This is a genomic window from Campylobacter sp. IFREMER_LSEM_CL2194, from assembly GCF_025771685.1.
Lineage (GTDB): Bacteria > Campylobacterota > Campylobacteria > Campylobacterales > Campylobacteraceae > Campylobacter_D.
The window spans coordinates 1-521 of sequence record NZ_JAKMQS010000060.1; the positions used below are offsets into that span (position 1 = coordinate 1).

Here is a 521-nt window from a genome sequence, read left to right on the forward strand (position 1 = left end):
GATCTAACTCAAGAAAAAATTGCATTTGATCATAATAAGAATTGATATTATCTAAATAATTATTAAAAAGCCCAATATATTCTTTTACTTTTTCTTTTTCTTTTTCGCTAATTTCTTCCAGTTCTTTGGGTAATTTAAAAAAGCTATCAATATAAGCAAAATCTTGTTCAACTGATTGTTTTACACTCTCTAATAAATCAAGTCCTATCCAAGAAAGTGTTTGATTATAAAAATTAAAATACCTTTTATATTTTTGATAAATCTGTCCATCAAGTTTCACAAAAGGACAAAGCTGCAATACAAAATCATCTTCCTTTTTAACATCTCTTTCTATAAAATAAGAGCCATAATCTCTTTTACTAGGAAATTGCTCTTTTAATCCAAGTTTTTCATTTTTTGTAAGAGCTTTAGGGCGATTTTTTATTATTGCTCCTAATTTTTTTTGATACAAATCTTCACAAAGTGCTGCATTGTTAAGCTGTGGTGGATTAGTAATAAACAAATAATTTTTACCCATTTTT

General features: G+C 25.9%; 1 pseudogene. It reads right to left on the reverse strand.

Annotated features, from left to right (window positions below):
• Window positions 1–521 (reverse strand): annotated as a pseudogene (locus L8V79_RS08170) (hypothetical protein); the annotation flags it as partial.